Origin of the sequence: Streptomyces qaidamensis, from assembly GCF_001611795.1 — a bacterium.
Classification (GTDB): domain Bacteria; phylum Actinomycetota; class Actinomycetes; order Streptomycetales; family Streptomycetaceae; genus Streptomyces; species Streptomyces qaidamensis.
In genome coordinates this window covers 4,860,739-4,881,817 of the sequence record NZ_CP015098.1, presented here as the reverse complement: position 1 = coordinate 4,881,817, position 21,079 = coordinate 4,860,739, and the positions used below count along the sequence as shown (strand labels likewise).

Annotated in this window: 17 protein-coding genes, 1 tRNA gene and 2 pseudogenes; 15 read left to right on the top strand and 5 right to left on the bottom strand. The window is 71.1% G+C overall.

The genetic code is table 11. From position 1 onward, the window contains the following. Window positions 1–109 precede the first annotated feature (109 nt). The 8 genes and pseudogenes from A4E84_RS21690 (at window position 110) to A4E84_RS21655 (ending at window position 10,609) form a co-directional block, all read left to right on the top strand. On the top strand, window positions 110–2,425 hold the full coding sequence (locus tag A4E84_RS21690) for a (Fe-S)-binding protein (RefSeq protein ID WP_062928186.1): 2,316 nt from the start codon (window positions 110–112) through the stop codon (window positions 2,423–2,425). A 219-nt stretch (window positions 2,426–2,644) separates the two neighbouring features. Next, window positions 2,645–3,109: a dihydrofolate reductase family protein gene (locus A4E84_RS40995; RefSeq protein WP_237304973.1), complete on the top strand. Its 465-nt coding sequence runs from the start codon at window positions 2,645–2,647 to the stop codon at window positions 3,107–3,109. Window positions 3,110–3,345: 236 nt separating this feature from the next. Beyond that, window positions 3,346–3,663, top strand: a pseudogene (locus A4E84_RS21680) (hypothetical protein); the annotation flags it as partial. A 65-nt stretch (window positions 3,664–3,728) separates the two neighbouring features. Next, the gene (locus tag A4E84_RS21675; RefSeq protein ID WP_062928184.1) at window positions 3,729–5,135 is read left to right on the top strand and encodes an FG-GAP repeat protein; all 1,407 of its coding nucleotides are present in this window, start codon (window positions 3,729–3,731) and stop codon (window positions 5,133–5,135) included. A 35-nt stretch (window positions 5,136–5,170) separates the two neighbouring features. After that, the gene (locus tag A4E84_RS21670; RefSeq protein ID WP_062928183.1) at window positions 5,171–6,595 is read left to right on the top strand and encodes an FG-GAP-like repeat-containing protein; all 1,425 of its coding nucleotides are present in this window, start codon (window positions 5,171–5,173) and stop codon (window positions 6,593–6,595) included. Window positions 6,596–6,627: 32 nt separating this feature from the next. Next, window positions 6,628–8,076 carry an FG-GAP-like repeat-containing protein gene (locus A4E84_RS21665; protein WP_062928182.1) on the top strand — a complete coding sequence of 483 codons (1,449 nt, stop codon included), beginning with the start codon at window positions 6,628–6,630 and terminating at the stop codon, window positions 8,074–8,076. 17 nt (window positions 8,077–8,093) lie between these two features. Continuing rightward, the gene (locus A4E84_RS21660) at window positions 8,094–9,446 is read left to right on the top strand and encodes an FG-GAP-like repeat-containing protein (RefSeq protein WP_062928181.1); all 1,353 of its coding nucleotides are present in this window, start codon (window positions 8,094–8,096) and stop codon (window positions 9,444–9,446) included. A gap of 149 nt (window positions 9,447–9,595) precedes the next feature. Beyond that, complete coding sequence (locus A4E84_RS21655) at window positions 9,596–10,609, top strand: Yip1 family protein (RefSeq protein ID WP_062928180.1); 1,014 nt, start codon at window positions 9,596–9,598, stop codon at window positions 10,607–10,609. Between the two features lie 67 nt (window positions 10,610–10,676). Here the strand turns inward: A4E84_RS21655 and A4E84_RS21650 are convergent, their stop codons facing one another. Together A4E84_RS21650 and dcd are read right to left on the bottom strand one after the other, a co-directional pair. Continuing rightward, window positions 10,677–11,174 carry a phosphoribosyltransferase gene (locus A4E84_RS21650; protein WP_062931546.1) on the bottom strand — a complete coding sequence of 166 codons (498 nt, stop codon included), beginning with the start codon at window positions 11,172–11,174 and terminating at the stop codon, window positions 10,677–10,679. A gap of 26 nt (window positions 11,175–11,200) precedes the next feature. Continuing rightward, the gene (gene dcd, locus A4E84_RS21645) at window positions 11,201–11,776 is read right to left on the bottom strand and encodes a dCTP deaminase (RefSeq protein ID WP_062928179.1); all 576 of its coding nucleotides are present in this window, start codon (window positions 11,774–11,776) and stop codon (window positions 11,201–11,203) included. A 532-nt stretch (window positions 11,777–12,308) separates the two neighbouring features. On the opposite strand from dcd, the gene A4E84_RS21640 reads away from it, so the two are divergent. Then, window positions 12,309–12,382 (top strand) — tRNA-Gly (locus A4E84_RS21640). Window positions 12,383–13,300: 918 nt separating this feature from the next. On the opposite strand, the gene A4E84_RS21635 is transcribed toward A4E84_RS21640, so the two are convergent. Then, window positions 13,301–15,301, bottom strand: a complete 2,001-nt coding sequence (locus tag A4E84_RS21635; protein WP_062928178.1) for an RICIN domain-containing protein — start codon at window positions 15,299–15,301, stop codon at window positions 13,301–13,303. A gap of 315 nt (window positions 15,302–15,616) precedes the next feature. Between A4E84_RS21635 and A4E84_RS45800 the strand changes: the two are divergent. Continuing rightward, window positions 15,617–15,786 (top strand): annotated as a pseudogene (locus A4E84_RS45800) (DUF1152 domain-containing protein); the annotation flags it as partial. 96 nt (window positions 15,787–15,882) lie between these two features. Here A4E84_RS45800 and A4E84_RS44655 read toward each other — a convergent pair. Then, on the bottom strand, window positions 15,883–16,512 hold the full coding sequence (locus tag A4E84_RS44655) for a transcriptional regulator (protein WP_237304972.1): 630 nt from the start codon (window positions 16,510–16,512) through the stop codon (window positions 15,883–15,885). Window positions 16,513–16,585: 73 nt separating this feature from the next. Here A4E84_RS44655 and A4E84_RS21625 point away from each other — a divergent pair, with 73 nt between their 5' ends. The 5 genes from A4E84_RS21625 to A4E84_RS21605 are packed head-to-tail and all read left to right on the top strand — an operon-like array spanning window position 16,586 to window position 20,726. After that, window positions 16,586–17,116 carry an RNA polymerase sigma factor gene (locus A4E84_RS21625; protein ID WP_107308360.1) on the top strand — a complete coding sequence of 177 codons (531 nt, stop codon included), beginning with the start codon at window positions 16,586–16,588 and terminating at the stop codon, window positions 17,114–17,116. Further along, window positions 17,113–17,931, top strand: coding sequence for a hypothetical protein (locus A4E84_RS21620; protein ID WP_062928175.1), 819 nt, complete (start codon window positions 17,113–17,115; stop codon window positions 17,929–17,931). The genes A4E84_RS21625 and A4E84_RS21620 overlap by 4 nt, the downstream gene beginning before the upstream one ends. A gap of 22 nt (window positions 17,932–17,953) precedes the next feature. After that, on the top strand, window positions 17,954–18,760 hold the full coding sequence (locus A4E84_RS21615; protein WP_079129052.1) for an ABC transporter ATP-binding protein: 807 nt from the start codon (window positions 17,954–17,956) through the stop codon (window positions 18,758–18,760). Next, window positions 18,757–20,154 (top strand): hypothetical protein, encoded by a 1,398-nt coding sequence (locus tag A4E84_RS21610; protein ID WP_062928173.1) that lies wholly within the window; start codon window positions 18,757–18,759, stop codon window positions 20,152–20,154. Before A4E84_RS21615 ends, A4E84_RS21610 begins: the two co-directional genes overlap by 4 nt. After that, window positions 20,151–20,726 (top strand): hypothetical protein, encoded by a 576-nt coding sequence (locus tag A4E84_RS21605; protein WP_062928172.1) that lies wholly within the window; start codon window positions 20,151–20,153, stop codon window positions 20,724–20,726. Before A4E84_RS21610 ends, A4E84_RS21605 begins: the two co-directional genes overlap by 4 nt. A gap of 222 nt (window positions 20,727–20,948) precedes the next feature. On the opposite strand, the gene A4E84_RS45250 is transcribed toward A4E84_RS21605, so the two are convergent. After that, window positions 20,949–21,074, bottom strand: a complete 126-nt coding sequence (locus A4E84_RS45250; RefSeq protein ID WP_257784344.1) for a hypothetical protein — start codon at window positions 21,072–21,074, stop codon at window positions 20,949–20,951. Window positions 21,075–21,079: the final 5 nt, after the last annotated feature.

The window sequence follows — 21,079 nt, the reverse complement described above, 5'->3', positions numbered from 1 at the left end:
ATGAGGGTAGTCTCAGACGGACTGCATAAGTTACCGCTTAGTAATTTCGGGGAACCCTGAAGAACGACAGGTCACCCGACGAAACCCCTCGCAGGCCCGAGGAGCCCCCATGCAACTCGCCGCGATCATCGTGTCGCTGGTTCTGACCGTGGTCGGCGTCGCGCTGCTCGCACGCGCGATCGGCCAGTTCGTCCGGTACTTCAAGCTGGGCCAGCCGGTCCCCGCCGGTACCCGGACCGACAACCCCTACCAGCGCAGCGTGACCCTGGTGAAGGAGTTCCTCGGCCACACGCGCATGAACCGGTGGGGCATCGTCGGTGTCGCCCACTGGTTCGTCGCCGTCGGCTTCCTGACGCTCCCGCCGACCCTCGCCCAGGCCTTCGGGCAGCTGTTCCAGGCCGACTGGGTGCTGCCGGTCATCGGTACGTTCCTGCCGTTCGAGCTGTACATCGAGTTCATCGGCGTGATGACGATCCTGGGCATCGCGGTGCTCATCGTGATCCGCCTGCTGAACCTGCCGAGCCGCCCGGGCCGCAAGTCCCGCTTCGCCGGCTCCAAGGCGGGCCAGGCGTACTTCGTCGAGTACGTCATCCTCACCATCGGCCTGGCGATCTACGTGCTGCGGGGCCTGGAGGGCGCGCTCCACCACGTCGACCACTACGAGGCGTCGTACTTCGCGTCGTACCCGCTGGTGCTCGCGTTCAAGGGCCTGAGCGTCACGGCGCTGCAGAACCTCGTCTACTTCGTCGCGATGATCAAGATCGGCACCTCGTTCATCTGGATGATCGTGGTGTCGCTCAACACCAACATGGGTGTCGCCTGGCACCGCTTCCTGGCGTTCCCGAACATCTGGTTCAAGCGCGAGGCGAGCGGCGGCACGGCCCTCGGCGCGCTCCAGCCGATGACGTCGGGCGGCAAGCCGATCGACTTCACCGACCCGGGCGACGACGACGTCTTCGGCGTCTCCCAGGTCGAGCAGTACTCCTGGAAGGGCCTGCTGGACTTCTCCACCTGCACCGAGTGCGGCCGCTGCCAGTCGCAGTGCCCCGCCTGGAACACGGGCAAGCCCCTCTCCCCCAAGCTGCTGATCATGTCCCTGCGGGACCACGCGCACGCCAAGGCGCCGTACCTGCTGGCCGGCGGCGGCAAGACGATGGAGGGCGAGGAGAAGGCGTCCGAGGAGCAGCTGAAGGACGTGCCCGCCGCCGCCCTGGCGGAGGCCGAGCGCCCGCTGGTCGGCACGCTGGAGGAGAACGGCGTCATCGACCCGGACGTCCTGTGGTCCTGCACCACGTGCGGCGCCTGCGTCGAGCAGTGCCCGGTGGACATCGAGCACGTCGACCACATCGTCGACATGCGCCGCTACCAGGTGATGATCGAGTCCGCGTTCCCGTCCGAGGCGGGCACGATGCTCAAGAACCTGGAGAAGAAGGGCAACCCCTGGGGCCTGGCGAAGAAGCAGCGCCTGGAGTGGCTCAAGGAGGTCGACTTCGAGGTCCCGGTCGTCGGCAAGGACATCGAGGACCTGTCCGAGGTCGAGTACCTGTACTGGGTCGGCTGCGCCGGCGCCCTGGAGGACCGCGCCAAGAAGACCACGAAGGCCTTCGCCGAGCTGCTGCACATCGCGGGCGTCAAGTTCGCGATCATGGGCGGCGACGAGAAGTGCACCGGTGACTCCGCCCGGCGTCTCGGCAACGAGCCCCTGTTCCAGGAACTCGGCATGGAGAACGTCATGGCGCTGAACATGGCGTTCGGCGAGGAGACGGACGACGAGGGCAAGGTGACGCCCGAGTCGGCGAAGCCCAAGTCCTCGAAGAAGATCGTCGCGACCTGCCCGCACTGCCTCAACACGCTCGGCAACGAGTACCCGCAGCTCGGCGGCGACTACGAGGTCATCCACCACACGCAGCTGCTGCAGCACCTGGTGGACGAGGGCAAGCTCATCCCGGTCACGCCGGTCGAGGGCATCATCACGTACCACGACCCGTGCTACCTGGGCCGCCACAACAAGATCTACACGCCGCCGCGCGAGATCATCGCGAGCGTCCCCGGCATCCGCAACGAGGAGATGCACCGCCACAAGGAGCGCGGCTTCTGCTGCGGCGCCGGTGGTGCGCGGATGTGGATGGAGGAGCGGATCGGCAAGCGCATCAACAACGAGCGCGTCGACGAGGCCCTGTCCGTCAACCCCGACATCGTCTCGACGGCCTGCCCGTTCTGCCTGGTCATGCTCACGGACTCGGTCAACGGCAAGAAGAACGACGGCAAGGCGAAGGAGTCCATCCAGGTGGTGGACGTCGCCCAGCTGCTGCTGGACTCGGTGAAGACGCCGGTCCCGGCGGAGGCCGAGACCGACGACGACGGTGAGCCGCCGGCGGGCACGTCGGACTCGGAGAACGCGCCGGAGCCGGAGCCGGTGAAGTAGGCGGTTCCCCGCGGTCCGTCCGATTGTTGCGACGCCCCCTGTCCGAGTCATCGGGCGGGGGGCGTCGGCGTTCCACCCCTGCTGTTGTACGGGTGACACGAGCATCCGCAGCGGGGCTGCAGCAGGATGCCGAGGGCGAAGGGGAGGGGCAGATCGCAGAGTTGCAGTACGAGTTCGCACCGGAGTGACGGGATCTACGGCGGTGCCTGGCGGGGACCCGTGTCCGTGCTCACCCACCACCCGGAGGACGCGCAGCCCACCCTCGGCGTGACCTTCCCGGACTGCGACGTCTCCGAGGCGCTCCGGATCGCGCGGGAGGCCGCCGGGGACAAGAACGTGGAGGTCTTCTCCGCGGCCATCGGCCGACAGCTCCTGGAGCGCGGGCTGATCGACGTCATCGACCTGCACATCGCGCCCGTGTTGCCCGGCGCCGGAATCCGGCCGTTCGACGACCCCGGCGGCGCGCCCGTCCGGCTGGAGCTGCTCACCGGGCAGGACCGCAGCGCCGCGGTCGACGTGCGGTACCGGCCGACGACCGCCGGCCGGTCGCCGCACACCCCGAGCAGCACCGGCCGACGACCGCCGGCCGGTCGCCGCACACCCCGGGCAGCACCGGAACTCAACCGAACTCACGTACAACCCTTACGTCCCTCTGCGGGTCTCTTGATCGTCGGCCAGCCGTGAACGCCCGGACAACTCCCGGCGGACACGGACAGTCCGGCCCTCCATCGACTGTGGATGTCCGCCAGGCATCCCCCGCATGCAGCAGGAGACCCCGCATGCAGCAGCACGAGCGCCCCTCCGGGCGCCGGCACGCACCCGCTCACCCGTCACCCTGGCGACGGATGGCCCCGGGACGGCCCCGGCGCCCGCGCGTGCGGCTCGCCCTGGCGACCGCCGCCGCGGCCTCGCTGACGGGCACGCTGCTGTACGGCTCGCCCTCCGGCATCAACACGTCCTCCGGCACCCAGGCGTTCGCGCAGAGCACCGCGGGCGTCCCCGGCTCGGACGAGAAGGACGACATGCTCGGCGCCGACGTGAAGCTCGACGACGTCACCGGCGACGGCCGCGCCGACCTGCTGGCCGGCTCGTACGAGAACACCGGCAACGGCTCGGTCCTCCACCTGCCGTCCGACGGCACGAAGATCACCGCCACCGGTTCGCGCACCGTCTCCCCCAGCGCCTCGGGCGTCTCGACGACGGGCTACCCGAACTTCGGCGCCAACTTCGCCGACTGAGCCACCCCGCACGCCCCGGGGCCGGGCCCTCCCGGTCCGGCCCCCTCCCCATCCGGAGCCCCGCCTTGCGCAAGCGCACCCTCCTGCTGGCCGCCGCCCTCACCACCGGCCTGCTCTCCGCCACCCCGGCCACCGCCGCCCCCTCCGGCCTCGCCGGGGACTTCAACGGCGACGGATACCGCGACCTCGCGGCCGGCGCCGCCTGTGCCGACGTCGGCTCGGCCCCGTGCGCCGGAGCGGTCGTCGTGCTGTACGGCTCGGCGTCCGGCGTCTCGGCCGGCCGCAAGGCCGTCATCACCCAGAACTCCGCGGGCGTGCCCGGCACCGCCGAGGCGGGCGACCTGTTCGGCTCCGCCCTGGCCACCGGCGACCTGGACCGGGACGGCTACTCCGACCTCGTCGTCGGCGCCTCCAACGAGAGCGTCGGCGACCGGGACGGCGTCGGCTCCGGCACCGTCCTGTGGGGCGGCAAGTCGGGCCTGTCCGGCGGCAAGGGCCTGCCGCAGCCGTCGACGCTCTCCGAGTACGGCAACTTCTCCCGGGGCATCGCGACCGGCGACTTCGACGGTGACGGCGACACCGACGTCACGCTCACCGGCCAGAGCCACACCCGCATCTACAACGGCCCCTTCACCCGCACCGGCGGTCCGCTGAACAACCTCCGCGTCGGCGAGGTCGGCACCACCTTCGAGGTGTTCGCCGGTGACATGACCGGGGACGGCGCGGCCGAGCGCGTCTACCCGTTCAACGTGGACGGCGACACCGGCGGCCAGATCGACTACTTCCGCTGGACCGGCACGACGTACAAGATGGCGGATCTGCCGAACGCCGACGGCTACCCCGGCTCCATCGGCGACATCAACCGCGACGGTTACGGCGACCTCGTCCTAGGCGACTCCGCGGACCCGTACGACCTCAAGCCCGGCGGCCACAAGGGCGGCCAGATCACCGTCTGGTACGGCGGCCCGAACGGCCCCGACCCCGCGCAGCAGCCCACCGTCGTCCACCAGGACACCGCGGGCGTGCCCGGCGCGGGCGAGGCCGAGGACGGCTTCGGCAGCGCGGTGAGCACCGGCGACATCAACGGCGACGGGTACGCCGACGTCGTGGTCGCCGCCCCGGGCGAGGACATCGGCTCGGCGACGGACGCGGGCTCGGTGACCGTGCTGTTCGGCTCCGCCACCGGCCTGAGGACCAGCAGCGGCGTGAAGTCGTACACCCAGGACACCGCCGGGGTGCCCGGCTCCGCCGAGAAGGGCGACCGTTTCGGTTCCGCCGTCGGCCTGACCGACGTGACCAAGGACGGCAAGGCGGACCTGGTCGTCGGCGTCCACGGCGAGAACTCCACGGGCGGCCTGTGGACCCTGCGCGGCTCCGCCTCCGGCCTGACGACCAGCGGCGCCCAGGGCATCACGGCCACCGCCGTCTCCCTCAAGGGCAGCGTCGGCCTCGGCTCGGCCGTGGCCCAGTGACGCCCCGCCGACTCCCCCGTGAGGCACGTACACCCATGCGCACCCGTATCACCGCCGCCGTCCTCGCCGCGGCCCTGACCCCGCTCGCCCTCACCCTCTCCGCCCCCGCCGCGCACGCCGTGCCGGCCGCCGCCCCCTACGACTTCAACGGTGACGGCCGCACCGACCTCGCGATCGGCGCGCCGGGCGCCACCGTCGCCGGGCAGGCGAGGGCCGGTGCCGTGTCGGTGGTCTACGGCAGCACCAGCGGTCCGAAGAGCTCCACGCGCACCCTGCTGACCCAGAACACCGCCGGCATGCCCGGTGCCGCCGAGGCCGACGACGCCTTCGGTTCCGCCCTCGCCTCCGCCGACCTGAACACCGACGGCTACGCCGACCTGCTGATCGGCACACCCGGCGAGGACGGCAGCGACACCAACGACGGCACGGTCACCATCGTCTGGGGATCGGCGTCCGGCCTGTCCGGCGCCCGCTCGCTGTTCAGCTTCTTCAGCACCGACTACGACCGGTACGGCCGGGCGCTGGCCGCGGGCGACTTCGACCACGACGGGGACACGGATGTCGCGGTCGGCTCCACCGGACCGGTCACCCTCTCCCTCGTCAGCGGCCCGATCACCCCGACGAGCACCTCCCAGGGGGGTTCGGGCTCGCACAGCACCTGGTGGTCCTCCTCGTCCGGCGTCACCCACCTCTCCTCCGGCGACATCACCGGCGACGGCCACCCCCACGTGGTCCTGCACGGCCGCGCCGCGAACACCGGCCACGCGACCACCGCCCTGGCCGACATGGAGATCAGCAACTACACCGACTGGCTGCAGAGGCTGCCCGCCGGCTACGTCTCCGCCGTCGGGGACATCGACGACGACGGCCACGCCGACATCGCCGTAGGAAACGACCGGGAGACGTCGGCCGACCCGGCGGGCGCGCTCGGCGGCAAGGTCAGCATCGTCTACGGCGGACCGGAGGGCCCCGACCCGGACCGCGCCCCGCTCGTCCTCACCCAGGACACCGCCGGTGTGCCCGGCGCCGCCGAGAAGGGCGACCGCTTCGGCAGCGGCGTCTGTCTCGGCGACGTCAACGGCGACGGATACGCCGACCTGGCGATCGGTACCGCGGGCGAGAACGGCTCCGCCGGTGCCGTCACCGTGCTGTACGGCTCGGCGTCCGGCCTGACCACCAAGGGCGCCACGTCGTACACCCAGAACACCGCCGGGGTGCCCGGCGCCTCGGAGCAGGGCGACCGCTTCGGCGAGCGCGTCACGCTCACCGACCACACCGGCGACCGCCGCGCCGACCTGAGCGTCTCCGCGCCGGGCGAGAACGCCGGCGACGGCGCGATCTGGTCCCTGCGCGCCACGGCCACCGGCCCGACGGCCTCCGGCTCGACGAGCTTCGGCCCGGGCACCACGGGCATCTCGACGGCCGGCGCCCCCGGCTACGGCACCGCGCTCAACTCCTGATCACCACCACTTCCGACCCGACGGGGATCCCGATGCGCAAGCGCACCATCCTCCTGGCCACGGCCCTCACCACCGGCCTGCTCACCGCCCTGCCCGCGACGGCGGCCACCGCCGCACCCGCCGCCGGCCCCACGGCCGACTTCAACGGCGACGGCTACGGCGACGTGGCCTTCGCCGCCCCCTACGCCAAGGTCGACGGCAAGGGCATGGCCGGCTACGTCGCCGTGGTCCACGGCGGCGCCACCGGCCTCGACCCGGCCAAGCGCACCGTCGTCAGCCAGAACACCGCCGGCGTGCCCGGTGACGCCGGCAGCGAGGACACCTTCGGCGGCGCGCTCGCCCAGGCCGACCTCAACGGCGACGGCTACACCGACCTCGCGGTCGGCGCTCCCGGCGACCGCGACGGCACCGACGGCGACGGCGGCACCGTCACCGTCCTGTGGGGCTCGGCGAACGGCCTGCAGAACGGCACGACGGTCAAGGACCCGGCCGTCTCCGCCCACAACAACTGGGGCAACCTGCTGACCGCGGGCGACTTCGACGGCGACGGCGCACAGGACCTGGCCGTCGGCACCGACACCGACGACGTCCACATCGTCCGCGGCCCGTTCACCACCACCGGCACCACGGGCGCGACGCAGAAGATCTCCACCCCTGAGCCGGCGTGGATCGTCGACGCCATGGACACGGGCGACACCAACGCCGACGGCAAGGCGGACCTGGTCCTCACCTACCGGGTCTTCACCAACGACGACGGGACGGGCAGCTGGTCCAAGGGCGTCGCCTACCTGGGCTCCCCCACCGGCCCGGACACCACGGCCCCCCGGGCCCTGAACGGCGGCACCTCCGTGGCCCTCGGCGACATCGACGGCGACGGCCACGACGAGATCGCCCTCGGCAACGTCTTCAGCAAGGGCAGCGACCACACCGGCAGCCTCGGCGGTCGGGTCGTCGTCATCCGTGGCTCCGAGGGCGGCCCGGTCAACGGCGACGCACCCATGGCCGACCTCACCCAGGACTCCCCGGGCGTCCCCGGTGCCGACGAGGAGCGCGACAACTTCGGCGGCTCCGTCTCCATCGGCGACACCAACGGCGACGGCTACGGCGACCTCGCCATCGGCGTCGGCTTCGAGGACATCGGCACCACCGAGGACGCCGGGGCCGCGATCCTCATGAACGGCTCCGCCTCGGGTGTCTCGCGCACCGGCGCCCGCACCGTCACCCAGAACACCGCCGGCGTCCCCGGCACCGCCGAGGCCACGGACTACTTCGGCTCCGAGACCCTGCTGGCCGACGTCACCAAGGACGGCCACGCCGAGTTCACGATCACCGCGAGCTTCGAGGACGAGGGCATCGGCGCCGTCACGGCCCTGCGCGGCTCCGCCACCGGCCCCGTCACCGACGGTGCCCGCACCTTCGGCCCGGGCAGCCTCGGCCAGATCCGCTCGTACGGCGCGTTCGGCGCCAACCTCATCGGCTGACCGGCCAGGGAGACACCATGCGCAGATCCGCCACGACCGCCCTGGTCGCCGCCCTGCTGGCGACCGGCGTCACCCCGGTGCTCCTCACCGGCCCCGCCGCCGCGGCCCCGGCCAAGCACTACGACGACTTCAACGGCGACGGCCGCCGCGACCTCGCCTACGGCGGCTACAACGACGTCGACCGCGAGGGCGGCACGATCACCGTCGTGCACGGCACCGCCACCGGCCTCGACACCGCCCACCCGAAGTTCCTCCACCAGGACAGCCCCGGCGTCCCCGGCTCCGGTGAGGAGGACGACCAGTTCGGCGCGTCCCTGGCGAGCGCCGACCTCAACAAGGACGGCTACGCGGACCTGGTCGTCGGCAACCCCTTCGAGCACGTGGGCAGCGAGGACTACCGCGGCACGGTCACCGTCCTGTGGGGCTCGAAGACCGGCCTGTCCGGCGGCACCAACATCACCCCGCTCGGCGGCTCGGCCGGCCACTTCGGCCGCGACCTGGCCACCGGCGACTTCACCGGCGACGGCTCCCCCGACCTGGCCCTGATCGGCGGCGAGGAGGCGTGGCTCTACCGCGGCCCCTTCACCAAGTCCGGCACCACCGGCAAGGTCAGCAAGATCGACAAGGGGTCGGGCGGCTGGTACTCCTCCGCCCTCGGGGCCGGGAAGGTCGACGGGGACGGCCGGACCGACCTGGTGGTCATCGGCACGGAGATCACCGGCAGCGACATCCGCGAGCGCGCCTGGTACTTGAAGGGCACCTCCTCCGGCCTCGCCTCGGGCTCGTCCAGGACCCTCAGCGACCGGCAGCAGGGCCTCTACCCGAGCCCCGTCGTCGGCGACTTCGACAAGAACGGCTACGGCGACATCGTCCTCGGCGTGCCCGACAAGGACAACGGCAAGGGCGCGGTGACGATCTGGCGCGGCACGTCGTCGGGCCCGGGCACGTCCGTCACCCTCACCCAGGCCACCTCCGGCGTCTCCGGCACCCCCGAGGCCGACGACGGTTTCGGCTACGCGGTCTCGGCGGCCGACACCAACGGCGACGGCTACGCGGACCTCGCGGTCGGCGTCCCGCACGAGGACGTCGACGGCGAGGAGGATCAAGGCGGCGTCCACGTGTTCCGCGGCGGCTCCGGCGGCCTCAGCGGCGCGCGCTCCTCCTGGATCGCCCAGACGGTGCTCGGCCCGGCCGACTCCCACACCGCCTTCGGCTACACCCTGCGTCTGCGCGACCTGACCGCCGACGGCAAGGCGGACCTGGCCGTCGGCGCGGCGAGCAACGCGCTGCTCATGCCCGGCACGGGCACGGTCCCGACGAAGACCGGCGCGATCGTCCTGCCGGAGCTCGGCGGCGGACTGCCCGACTGAGCCGGGGACGCGCCCCGTACGGTCGAACCGGCCCGGGGCGCGGCCCATACGGCCGACCCGGCCCGTACGGCCCGACAGGCCCGGGGGCGCGGCCCGTAAGGCCGAACCCTGACGCCCCACCGACACCCCAAGTCCCTGCCCCTTAAGGGATGTCACAGCTCGGCCGCAAAGCCGGGCCCGGAAGCCCGGGCCCGGCACGCCACCGCCGGGGACCAGGTACGTTCGAAGACGTGGCTGGATTCAGGATCGGACGCGGCCGGAACAACGGCGCTCCTCAGACGCGACCGCAAAACCCCCCGTACGGGCAGCAGACGCCGCAGGGACCGCCGTACGGCTCCCCGCCGGCGCCGCAGCCCTACCCGCGGCAGCAGCCGCCGTACGGCAACGGCGGCGGCCCCGCATGGCCGCAGCCGAACGCCGCGCACGGCGGCGGCTACGGCGGCCAGGGCGAGCCGGAGTACTTCGGCGACGGCGCGTACCCGCCCGGCCCGCAGGGCCCGCCCGACCCGTACGCGGCGAACAACCCGGGCCACACCCAGGCCTTCTCGGTCGGCGAGGACCCCTACACCCAGGGCGACACCTACCGCGCCGGCTCGGCGGCCCCGGCACCCGGCCCGGTCGGCCCGCGCCTGCACTGGAAGGAGCTGCTCCGGGGGATCGTCCTCGCCCCCAACCAGACCTTCCTCCAGATGCGGGACTACGCGATGTGGGGCCCGGCCCTCGTCGTCACGTTCCTCTACGGCCTGCTCGCGGTCTTCGGCTTCGACGGCGCCCGCAAGGATGCGATAAACGCCACACTGTCGAACGCGGTCCCGATCGTCCTGACGACGGCCGTCGCGATGGTGCTCAGCGCCTTCGTCCTGGGCGTGGTCACCCACACCCTCGCCCGCCAGCTCGGCGGCGACGGCGCCTGGCAGCCCACCGTCGGCCTGTCCATGCTGATCATGTCCCTCACGGACGCGCCCCGCCTGGTCTTCGCGATGTTCGCGGGCGGCGACGCGATGTTCGTCCAGCTGCTCGGCTGGGCCACCTGGATCGCGGGCGGCGCCCTGCTGACCCTCATGGTCAGCCGCTCCCACGACCTGCCCTGGCCGAAGGCGCTGGGCGCGTCGGCGATCCAGCTGATCGCGCTGCTGTCGATCGTGAAGCTGGGCACGGTCTGAGGCTCAGCGGGTACGAAGGAGGGGCTCCCCACGGGGAGCCCCTCCTTCATGTCTCTGATCCTGCTGGTCAGGCGTCGAGTACCTGCCCGGCCCGCCGGATCACCGGCGGTTCGACACTCCACGGGAAGTTGATCCAGTCGTCGGTGCGCTTCCACACGTACTCGCACTTCACGAGCGACTGCGACTTCTCGTAGACCACGGCGCTGCGCACCTCGGCGACGGTGTCGAGGCAGAAGTCGCGCACCAGCTTGAGCGTCTTGCCGGTGTCGGCGACGTCGTCGGTGATCAGCACCTTCTTTCGCGAGAAGTCGATCACGTTGGGGACGGGGGCGAGCATGACGGGCATCTCCAGGGTCGTCCCCACACCGGTGTAGAACTCCACGTTCACCAGGTGGATGTTCTTGCAGTCGAGGGCGTAGGCGAGGCCACCGGCCACGAAGACGCCGCCGCGGGCGATGCTGAGGACTATGTCGGGCTCGTAGCCGTCGTCGGCGATGGCCTGCGCGAGCTCGCGCACGGCGACGCCGAACCTCTCGTAGGTCAGGTTCTCGCGTACGTCACTCATGCCGGCGTCGCCCATGTTCGGGTCGCTCACACCTGGGTCCGGTGGAAGTTGAGGAAGGACCGGGAGGCGGTCGGCCCGCGCTGCCCCTGGTACCGGGACCCGTACCGCTCACTGCCGTACGGGAAGTCGGCGGGCGAGCTCAGCTTGAACATGCACAGCTGCCCGATCTTCATGCCCGGCCAGAGCTTGATGGGCAGGGTGGCGAGGTTGGACAGCTCCAGGGTGACGTGCCCGCTGAAGCCGGGGTCGATGAACCCGGCGGTGGAGTGCGTCACGAGCCCGAGCCGGCCGAGCGAGCTCTTCCCCTCCAGCCGGGAGGCGAGATCGTCGGGCAGGGTGATGACCTCGTAGGTGCTGGCGAGGACGAACTCGCCGGGGTGCAGGATGAACGGCTCGTCCCCCTCCGGCTCCACGAGCCGGGTCAGGTCGGACTGCTCGACGGCGGGGTCGATGTGCGGGTACCGGTGATTCTCGAACACCCGGAAGTAGCGGTCGAGGCGCACGTCGATGCTCGACGGCTGCACCATCGTGTCGTCATAGGGATCGATCCGTACCCGCCCGGCATCGATCTCGGCCCGGATGTCCTTGTCTGAGAGAAGCACGCCCCGAGGATACGCAAGGCGCGCGGAGCGACCACAACCGGACGTCTCCGCGCGCCTTGTGCCTGTTGCCTTGTGTTGTCCGTTCCGCTACCGCGGTCGTCGCTACCGCTTCTGATAGCTGACGGGCACCACGCTCCGGAGCCGCGCACATCGCGGGCACCGGAGCAGGCGCCCGGGGCCGAGCCGCTCGGCCTGCTGCATCGGGAACGAAGCGGTGGTGAACACGTGCCCATCGGCACAACGGACGACGGTGCGCTCCATCAAGTCCAAGAGTCCCTTCCCCAAGAGCCGCGTCTGGCTGCTGCTTGCCTGACGACAAAAGCCACAGTACGGGATCAAAGGGACGGCCCTGAAGGCGGCACTCCGGTCCCGCCCGGGCCCTCTTACGCCCCACCACCGTACGCCCCAACTCCGTTCCCCCGCAGCCGCATCCCATCCCTGAAACGGCCTCAGGCCCCACGGCTTCAACACCGGGGGCCTGACATGAGGTAAAGTGGCGATCGCTCGGACACCGACTCGGTCGGCGTCTTACGCGGGTGTAGTTTAATGGTAGAACATCAGCTTCCCAAGCTGAGAGCGCGAGTTCGATTCTCGTCACCCGCTCCATAGTGAAACCCCCAGGTCAGCAGCCTGGGGGTTTGTTTATTGTCTAGTCCAATTCGGGGGTGGTGTGCCCTCCGTGTGCCCCAAGTGCAGACAGGGCGCCCTTTCCGTGACGCTCAGACGCCGCTGCGGGAATCGCGGACGCCGGGCGTCTCGAATCCTGAGACGCACACCTTCGGTAGCTGGCTGATCGGGACACGAGTCGGCGTGGGCCGCGCATTCGCGGACCCCCGCCTCCGCCGGACGACGAGCAGCTGTACATGCTGGGCGCGGCGCACAGGTCCTGTCTCGCAACCGCCGTTGCGCTTCTACGCGTGCGCAGAGCCCAACTGGCGGACGACCTGGCCGTGGTGAACCTCGAACCGACCATCGGCAACCGCGCGCACGAGAATTGGTTGCCGGCTCCATCTGGCCGCTGCCCCTTCTGCTTGGACCCGCAAGGGCAGCCCACGGACGAGGACATCTGCCCCAAGTGGCCCGTGCGCGAGACGAAGCGACACGGCATCCGGAGCACGGACCCGAAACGGCGGCGTATGAGCTGGCCGACGACACCTGTCTGCCAGCACTGCAACAACACGTGGATGTCGACCCTGGAGAACGACGTCAAGGACATCCTCATCCCGATGTTCCACCACCCCGGTGCCACCCCGGAAAACGCAGTAACGCCCGGAATCCGGCCGCTCCGGCGACGGACTTCAAAGAGCACGGCCCTGGCGCTGACGGCTTTGCGATGGGGCCCGCCGAGGCCGGCCAGGGCGTCGATCACCGCGAGTTGTCGACGCGGGGTGATGCAGTGGTGCGGACGCCATGCGCGAGATCCCTGCGTTCGGCTTCGGGCCGGCAGATCCCGGCAACCGGAGGTTCGGTTGCCGGGATCTGGTTCGTGGGCGGCCCGGTGACATCACGCCGCGGCGGCGTAGGTCAGGTGAGGGTCCACTTCTGGTTGTTCTGGCCGTTGCAGGTCCACAGGATCAGCTTGGTGCCGTTTGCGGTCGCCGCGTTCGAGGCGTCCAGGCAGAGGCCGGAGAGGTTGTTGGTGATGGTGCCGTTCGAGTTCACGGTCCACTTCTGGTTCGTGCCGCCTGTGCAGTCCCAGATGATGACCTTGGTGCCGTTGGTGGTGCCGTTGTTGTCGGCGTCGAGGCACTTGTTGCCGTAGACGACGAGTTCGCCGCGCGAGGTCTTGGTGAAGGCCTGGTTGCGGCCGCCGGAGCAGTCCCAGATCTGTGCCTGGGTGGCGTTGACATAGGTGTTCTTGTCGATGTCCACGCAGCGCTTGGAGGGGGAGCCGACGAGGGCTGCGCCGTCGGTGCCGGGGATGGCCTGGACTCGGAGGGCGTCGATGTCGGGTGCTGGGCTGCCGGAGACCGCGGCGAAGTTCACGGCGTTCGTGCCCTTGGCCAGGTGTGCGAGCACGGAGACGGTGCGGTAGGTGGTGGCCGAGCCGGTCGGCGGGAAGGACACGACGTACTTGAACTGGCCGTTCACCTGGATGGTGGCCTTACGTGCGGTGCTGCCGCCGTTGGCGTAGGTGATGTCCACCAGCTTGGTGCCCGCCGACGTGGCGGTGACGTTGCCGAACGTCGGGGTGGTGGCGGTTGCGGTGTCCTCGACGGTGGTGCCGGATGCCTCGGTGCCGGAGACGGTCAGCAGCACCGCGTCGTTCGCCGGGACGGAGGTGGTGTAGCTGGTGGCGAAGGAGCCGGCGCCGGTGCGGGTCCAGGCGTTGCGCACGGTGGCGGAGGCCGAGGTGAGGCCGAGGTCGGCCCAGCGCACGGTGATGTTCGCGGCGGAGCCGGTGCGGTTGAACAGCATCACCGCGCGCTTGCCGGTGCCGGAGAGCACCTTGCCGTACACCTGCAGGTTCCGGGTGTCCTCGGCGACCTTGACGCCCTGCAGACCGCGCGGGTCCTGGTTGATGGCGAGGACCTCGGGGTTGGTGAGGATGTCGCGGGTCTCGGTGCTCATCGTGGCCACGTTGTTGCCTGCCAGCAGCGGGGCGCCGGCGATCGACCACAGGCTCATGTGCAGCCGGTTGCGCGCGGCGGTCATACCGTTCAGGCCGACCATCAGCATGTCGGGGTCGTTGTAGTAGCCGGTGTGCTGGGCCGCGGGCTGCAGCGCCTGGTCGAAGTTGCGGTACATCTTGGTCAGGCCCGGCGTCTCCTTGAAGAAGAGGACGTCGTCGCTGGTGCGCCACAGATCGCCGTAGCCGGTGGCCCAGTTCCACGGCAGTCCGGTGCCCCACTCGCAGTAGGACAGCACGAGCTTGCGGCCGGTGACCGCGGAGGCGGCCTCGTTCGCGGCGGAGATCGCCTTGTACGTGGTCTCCTGGTTCAGGCCCTCCACGCGGCCGCCGCAGAAGTCGAGCTTGACGTAGTCGAAGCCCCAGCGCTGGAAGGTCTCCAGGTCCTGCTGGTAGTGGCCCTCCATGCCGGTGTTGGGGGCGGCCGGGCGGGTGGTGGGGAAGTAGTAGCCGCAGCCCTGCTTGCCCGCGTCGGTGTAGATGCCGGCCTTCAGGCCCTTGCTGTGGATGTAGTCGGCGATCGCCTTCATGCCGCCGGGCCACAGCTTTTCGTCGACGACGATGTTGCCGTTCGCGTCCCGCTGACCCTGCCACCAGCCGTCGTCGAGGTTGACGTACTTGTAGCCGGCCGCCGCCATGCCCGAGGAGACCAGGGCATCGGCCTGCTGCTTGATGACGTTGTGGTCGATGCTGCTGAAGAAGCTGTTCCAGGACGCCCAGCCCATCGGCGGCGGGGTGACACCGATCTGACTGGTGCTCACAGCGGCCGGTTCCGCGGACAGGGGCACCGACGGCTCCTGCCGGTCGAGGGACGCCAGACCCAAGACGGCGAGCCCGACGGCGAGGACCTGGGCGGTGATGCGTCTGGTCCATCTTCGTGCGGGATTGTGGAACATGCGGCACTCCAGGGGAAGGAAGGGGGAAGAACGCTGCCCTTGCCAGGCCGCCGGCCCCCGGGGAGCCGTGAGAGAGGGCTCCGGGGGCCACGCCCTGCGCGGCCACCACCACCCTTGTCCGATATACCGGACCGAGTTCGGTGAGTCGGTCAGAAGGTAGGGGTGAGGGAAACGACGGGTCAATGCTTCTGTCGTTTCGCGTTGAATTTTTGTGTGACTGCACCAACTGGAGGCGTCCGCCCGCCGTGACGACGCCGAGATCCGGCTGCCGAGTTGGGACCGTGGGCCGCGGGCGTCGGTCGAGGACTCACCGGAGTCCCGCGACTGGCAGCGGAGCTCCCACAAACCTTCGCAATGATCGACCCGCACCACGACACGAAAACATCACACGCCAGCTCAAAGAGCTCAGCGACGAGTTGTCCCCCGTCTCGATCGACTTTCCGGACGTGGCCGGCGACATCCTTGCCCGGCGCGACGAGCCAACAGCGGTCCGAGCGAGATGGCCGCTGTGCCTCACGAAAATGCCTCGCCCGGGGCGGCGTCGAAGCCGCCTCGGGCGAGGCCGTGTGCGGGGCAGGCGCCTACTTGGTCGTGAGGTAGGCGCGTTCGATCGTCTGGACCAGCGTGTTGCCCTTGCGGTCGGTCAGCTTGGCCCGCAGCGAGACGGAGCCCGCCTTCGCCGGGTGCGTGAGCGACAGGTGCGTGCCGCCGACGGTCTTGGTGGGCTGCCACGTGGTGCCCTCGTCGTACGAGACCTCGAAGGCGAGCTTCTCCGGCAGCTGTCCGGCGGCCGCTCGCTCGATGCTGAAGGGCACCTCGAACCGCTTGCCCGCCCTCGCCGTGCCGGAGAGGGTCAGCACCGGGGAGAAGCGGATCACCGACAGCGGCAGCGCGATCGGCTCGTCTCCGGGGTCTTGCCGGAGCGCGCCACCTTCTCCCCCACGAATAACAGGCCCTCGGGACCCTTCTCGGCGTACCAAGCGAGGTGCCGGCCAGAGAGCCGGATCCGACGGCCCCACTATCGCCCGCAGTGCCGCAAGGTGCCCCTGATATGCGTCCCGGCCTCGCCGGGTCAGCCGGAGCCACACTCGCTGCCGGGTGTCGCGGACGGCCTTGCGCTGCTCGACGTAGCCGGCACCCACCAGCACGGTGGCGTGCTTGCTCAGCACGGAGGCGGAGAGGCCGAGTTGCCCACGTGTGACGGGTGTCACGCTGAGGGGAAAACCTGCCGTACGGGCGGGGCGTCTAGTGGGTGTGAGAAAAGGCAGGAAGGCGCCGGGGGACATGGACGAGGAGCATCTCGTCCGGCTCGTGGCCAGGGGTGACCTGGCCGCGTTCGAGGAGTTGTACCGGCGCACCGCGCCGTGGCTGGCGGTGCGCCTGCGCCGCCGCTGCGCGGACGAGCAGATCGTCGCCGAGGTCATGCAGGAGACGTATCTGGCGGTGTGGCGCGCGGCGGGCGCGTTCGCCGGAACCGCGGTGGGAGGGACGGCCGTCGGCTGGCTGTGGACGATCGCGTCACGCCGTCTCGTCGACGCGTTCCGGCGCCGCGCCCACCACGCGGAGCCGCCGCCCGCGGCCGCCGTTCAGCCCATGGCGCCCGCCGCCGAGGAGGAGGCGCTCGCGGCGACCGTCGGCGGTGACGTCGGGGACGCACTGCGGCGCCTCGCGCCGGAGCTCAGACAGGTACTGCAGGCCATGGTGCTCGACGGGCTGTCCGTCCGGGAGACCGCGGTCCTGCTGGGGCTGCCCGAGGGGACGGTCAAGACCCGTGCCCGCCGGGCCCGGATCGCGATGCGGAAGGCGCTGGCATGAACGTGGAACACGCGTCGATGCGGATCATCGACGGTTACGCACGCGGCGACACGGACATCGCCGCCGACGAGGTGTGGGCCCTGGAGTCCCATCTGGAGGCGTGCCGGGAGTGCCGTGACCGGCTGTCGGCCGCCCTCACGACCGAGGCGCCCGCCGTGGCGGTGCTGGTCGACACCGTGTGGTCCGGCCTGGAACCCCAGCTGGCCACAGCCGTCCCGATGCCGCCACGGCGGCGCTGGTCGGCGCGGCTGTCGGTGTGGATGACGCCGGTGATGGTGCCGTGGCTGGCCATGGCCGTGGGCGTGACGCTGATCGCGCTGCTGCTGGACGTGGTCGGCTCGGGCTCCGGTGATGTGTCGCTGGTGCTGCTGCTCGCCCCGGTGCTGCCCGTGCTCGGCGTCGCGGCGTCCTGGTCACGCGGCCTGGACCCGGCGTACGAGCTGACGGCGTCCGCGCCGAGGGCGGGACTGTACCTGGTGCTGCGGCGAACCGCGTCCGTGCTCGCCGTGGTCGTCCCCGCGCTGCTGGTGGGTGGATGGGTGACGGGGGTGGCGGCCGCGCAGTGGCTGCTGCCCTGTCTGGCGTTCACCACCGCGGCCCTGGCGCTCGGCGGTGTCGTCGGCGTGACCCGTGCCGCCGTCGCACTGGTGGCCGTGTGGGCCGCCGTCATCGTGGCGCCGACGCTGGCCGCCAGCCGTACGACCTTCGCCCTGGAGACGGGCGGTCTGCCTGTGTGGGGGCTGCTCCTCGCGCTCGGCATCGGTGTCCTGATCGCCCGCAGGGGCGCGTACTCGGTGCTGGGAGCCCATGCATGACCATCGGAAAGGACCATCACAGATGACCGCGGTGAGCGCGGCCGACATCGCGCCGACGGCCTACGCCTGGCAGATCCAGGCCACCGGGCTGAAAGTCAGGGTCGGCAGGAAACGGATGGCGGTCGACGGGCTCGACCTGTCGCTGGGCACCGGCGTACACGGTCTGCTCGGCCCCAACGGGGCGGGCAAGACCACCCTCATCCGGACGCTGGCCACCGTACTGCGCCCCACCGAGGGCACTCTGGAGCTGCTCGGCGAGTCCGCGGGCGGCATGCGCGAGCACCGTGCGCTGCGCCGCCGGATCGGCTACCTGCCTCAGGAGTTCGGCTACTACAAACGCTTCACGGTGCGCGAGTTCGTCGAGTACATGGCGTGGCTGAAGGAGGTGCCCAGGGCGGACATCCCCGGGGCTGTCCAGCGCGCCGTGGAGCGGGTCGGTCTGGCGGACCGCGCCGACGAGCGGATGAAGGCCCTGTCGGGCGGCATGGTGCGGCGGGCCGGAATCGCCCAGGCCATCGTCAACGACCCGTCGATCCTGCTGCTGGACGAGCCGACGGCCGGCCTGGACCCGGCGCAACGGCTACGTTTTCGCGAGCTGCTTCAGGAGTTGGGGACGGACACCTGCGTGCTCGTCTCGACCCATCTGGTCGAGGACGTCGCCGCCGCCTGCACCGACGTGGTGCTCTTCGCCGAGGGCCGGTCGGTCTTCCAGGGCACCCCGGACGAACTGGCCGCGGCGGGTGGCCCCGAGCATGCGGGCGACAGTCCGCTGGAGCGCGGCTACTCGGCGCTGCTGCTCAACCCCCAGCAGGTAAGGGGTACTTGGTGAATATCCGTGTCGTGCACATCGAGCTGAAGCGCTCCGTCGCCCCGTGGGCCGGCGCCGTGGTCCTGACGACGGCGCTGGCGTTCCTGTACCTGCTGGGCGCCGTGTGGTGGCAGGGCACCACGGCGTGGACGGCCCAGTGGACGTCCCTGGCGATGTGGACCCGCTCCCTGCTGTTCTACCTGTGGCCGCTGGCCGTGGGGCTCGGGGCGCTGCAGGGCCTGCGCGACCACCGCTCGAAGATGTCCGAGCTGCTGACGAGTACGCCGCGGCCGGCCTGGCACCGCGCGGCCACGGTGGCGGGGACGACGACGCTCACGCTGGCCTCGGCCTTCGCGCTCCTCGTCCTCGTGGGCGGGGTCCAGGTGCTGGCCCACACCGAGTACACGCACCTCGGGTGGCTGCCGATCTCGCTGGTGGGGGCACTCTTCCTCGTCGCGGGGGCCGTGCTGGGCATGGGGGCCGGGCGGGCCCTGCCGTCCGCGCTCACCCCGCCCGCGCTGGCCATGGGCGCCTTGGTGTTCACGGCTCTCATGTACATGTCGCCCGGCCGGACGGAGACGACCACGGCGACGGGGATCACGAGCACGGAGCCGAACCGGGTCTCCCTGCTGTCACCGGCGGTGCAGGAGGTGCGCGATGTGCTCGTCACGCTCTCCGCCTCTGTGCACGTCGGGCAGACGATCTGGCTGCTCGGCATGGCCGCGACCGGCTTCGCGCTGCTGGTCGCCGCGACCCCGCGCGCCCGGCTGATCGCCCTGACGCCCGTCCTGGCGGGCGTGGCACTCGCCCTGCTCGTCCTCCCTTCCGACCCTCGCCGGATGTACGTCGTCGACGAAGCCGCCGCGGAGCTGGTGTGCGACGGATCGGTGTGCGTGACGAAGGCGCACCAGGCGCGACTCGCCGACCTGGCGGGTCCCGGTGAGGAGGCGCTGCGCCTGCTGCACGGCGCCCTGGGCGGCCAGGCGCCGGTCTCGGTCCGGGAGAACACCGCCGTACTGCCGGAGGGCTCCACGCCGCGGTGGTCCCGCGAGACCGTGCTCTTCGACTTCGACGACGAGATCATCGCCGCCGCGAAGGGCGAGGAGCTGACCTGGGCCCTGATCGCCAAGGGCATGGTGCCGGGGTGCACTGCCGTCGGCTGGAGCGGCTTCGGGAACGACGAATACGCGCAGACCGTCGCGGCGGGCTGGGTCCTCGGGGGCCTCAGGCCGCTTCCCGGCACAGAGGCAGGGGGTTTGCGCCGCGAGGTCGACGCCGCGACCCGCCCGGTGTGGAAGGAACTCAAGGCGCTTCCGCGGGCCGAGCAGCTCTCGCGGATCAACGCGATGCGTACCGCCGCGTTCTCCTGCAAGGGCGACGCGTTCGACGCGCTGAAGGGCGGTGCGTCCCGGTGAGATGGCTGACGCTGTACGCGCGCTCGCGTCAGATACCCGCGTCGCTCGCCGCGGTGGTGATCAGCGCGGTGGCGGTGTGGGCGCTCGCCCGGGACGGCAGCGGGGGGCCGGGGGATCCGCGGCCGGCCGCGCTCGTCCTCGCCGCGGCGGCGATGGCGGTCTCGGTCGGGCTCAGCGGGCAGGACCTCGCGCTGGACCGGACGGCCGCGATCCGCTGGGCGCACCGCAGAGCGGCGCACGTGCTGCTCGGCGGGGCGGTCGTCGGCACGGTGCTGCTGGCCGTGCAGGCGATGGGCGAGGGCATGGCCACCACCGCGTTCGTCGTCCGGGACAGCGCCGGCCTGATGGGGCTGGTCGCCCTGGGCGCGGCGCTCTGGGGCGGGCAGTTCGCGTGGACACTGCCGTTCGCCTGGCTCGCGTTCTCGTTCTTCGCCCCGCCCGCCACGAGTGTGCCGATGCAGGTGGCGTCCTGGATGCTGCTGCCGCCCGGTACGGCGGCGGGCACCTGGACGGCCCTGGTCCTCGCGGTCGTCGGCACCGCGGCGTACGCCTTGGCGGGACCGGGGCGGTGAGCGGAGGCTGCGGACGGTTCGGGTCGTTGTTGATGCCCGGCGCTGCCCGTACGACGCTCAGGACCACGTCGGGCAGGTCCTCGGCCCTCTAGAGCGCGAGTTCGGTTCGCATCACCCGCTTCATACGGAACCCCCAGGTCAGCAACCTGGGGGTTCCTTGTTGTGGGGTTCCTTGTGGTGCTTCGTGTCCTGTGGCGACGGAACGGTGGGCGAGGGGACCCCTCAGCTGCCGTCCTCGATCCTGCCGGTGAAGACCGGGCCGACCGGCGGCTCTTCGAAACCGAACAGCTGGATCCGCGCTGCCTCTTCCGGTTCGGCCACCCCGTCCGCGATCGTGGGGATGGCCACCTCGG